The organism is Candidatus Kurthia intestinigallinarum (assembly GCF_003991225.1).
GTDB classification, from domain to species: Bacteria; Bacillota; Bacilli; order Bacillales_A; family Planococcaceae; genus Kurthia; species Kurthia populi.
The window spans coordinates 1-1,620 of record NZ_JTFC01000168.1 but is presented as its reverse complement, the minus strand read 5'-3'; the positions used below and the strand labels follow the sequence as shown (position 1 = coordinate 1,620).

1 protein-coding gene is annotated in these 1,620 nt (G+C 39.6%); it reads left to right on the top strand.

The window, feature by feature from the left end:
- Positions 1-543: 543 nt before the first annotated feature.
- On the top strand, positions 544-1,620 hold a 1,077-nt coding region (locus tag QI30_RS19485), incomplete at its 3' end, for a primase C-terminal domain-containing protein (protein ID WP_158621101.1).

Below are 1,620 nucleotides of genomic sequence, written 5' to 3'. Positions count from 1 at the left end.
ATTTTAAAACGCAAAAAATCATTTCTACTTTGCAAAGGTGGAAAAGTGGAAATTTGCAATTTCTACTCAAAGTCAACTTTCTCGCAAAAGTGGAAAAGTAGAAAAGTGCGAGAAAACATAAGGGTATCAATGCTTTTTATGAGTTTACAACCCTCGTATTTTATGTTTTATTTAGTAGTAATAAAGATTTTAGGCAAAATAAAAAGCCATTCCTCATTTGTCTTTGGCAGGACAAGGAATGACTCAAACAAAGAACAACTAAATAAGTGAGCGTCCGAGCGGTTAGCTGGTAACTAACTTATGGTCGTTGATCTACAACAAAATGAGCTTTTTGGTCGAAGCTTATTTGTTGTTATAATTAGATTAAATAAATGGTGTGCTGGTAACACGCCATTAGTAAAACAATATTACGCTAATTATAGCAACTGTAGACGACATTTTCAATATTTCTGATTGAAAATTGGCTTCATGCACCCTTTTTTAAGTGTGCTTTTGAACGAGATAGCTGTGGACGCTCACCTAGAGGAAAGGAGAGCTATGTCCATGGCTATTTTTGCGTTAGAAAAGCAGGAGATGGGGCAGCTGTTTGATACGCTGCTACATACAGGAATCCACACATATAAAAAGAAGCATTCTAAAGCGAGCTTGCCAGCACGTGTTGAGGCAGAGAAGAAAGAAAAATCGACACGTCAAGGGGCTGTCTTTGTGGTGCGTCAAAAAGCAGACTTTACAGCAAATGGCGTAAAGGGGTATATCGTGACGTCGAAGGAAACGTTATTAGAGGATGCGCACACGCTTACACACTTCACACCGAACGTGTACCGTACGTTTGGTTATACGGATGACACGCGTCGTTATATCCACGGCTTTGAGGAGCGTAATCTTCAGCAGATTAATACGTTCGTCGTCGACATTGATACGAAAAAATATAGCGTGAACGAGCTGCTACTTGTCTGCATGGACGCTTCAATTGGTTTACCGACGTTTATTGTTGCATCGGATCGTGGTTATCAGCTGTATTTTGTACTGGAATCACCACTGTTTATTTCGAATAAAGAAAACTTCCGTGGCTTAAAAGTGGCCAAGCGTATTAGTGATAATTTAAAACGTAGTTTGCAGTCGGTAGAAGCCGATTTATTTTGCAATGACTTTGGCTTCTTCCGTTTACCAACAGAGAAAAATGTCGTGTATAAGGATTTCGATAATCAATATTCGATTGCGGCACTGATACAGTGGTCGATGCGTCAAGATGATGATCTGCAGCGTCCTTTATTTGTGTTACCTACAAAGAAACAGAAGCAGTCTGTCGTGCATACAGAGTGGTTTGATGCATTAGTTCATACCGTGAATATTAAAGGCAATAAAGGCATGCTAGGGCGTAATAATACGCTGTTTACACTAGCGCTTATTTGCTACGCAGAAGGCTGGGATTTAGAGCGTACGGAGAACTTTTTAGATGAATTTAATGCTCGCTTACAAGATCCTTTAAATGGTCAGGACTTATACGCCATTTTACAGTCAGCGTATTCAGGAAAATATAGTGGTCCAAGTAAAGAATATGTAGAGGCGATACTTGCTTTACACGTAAAAAACGGGACTGAGTATACGGTGTCGTTTGGC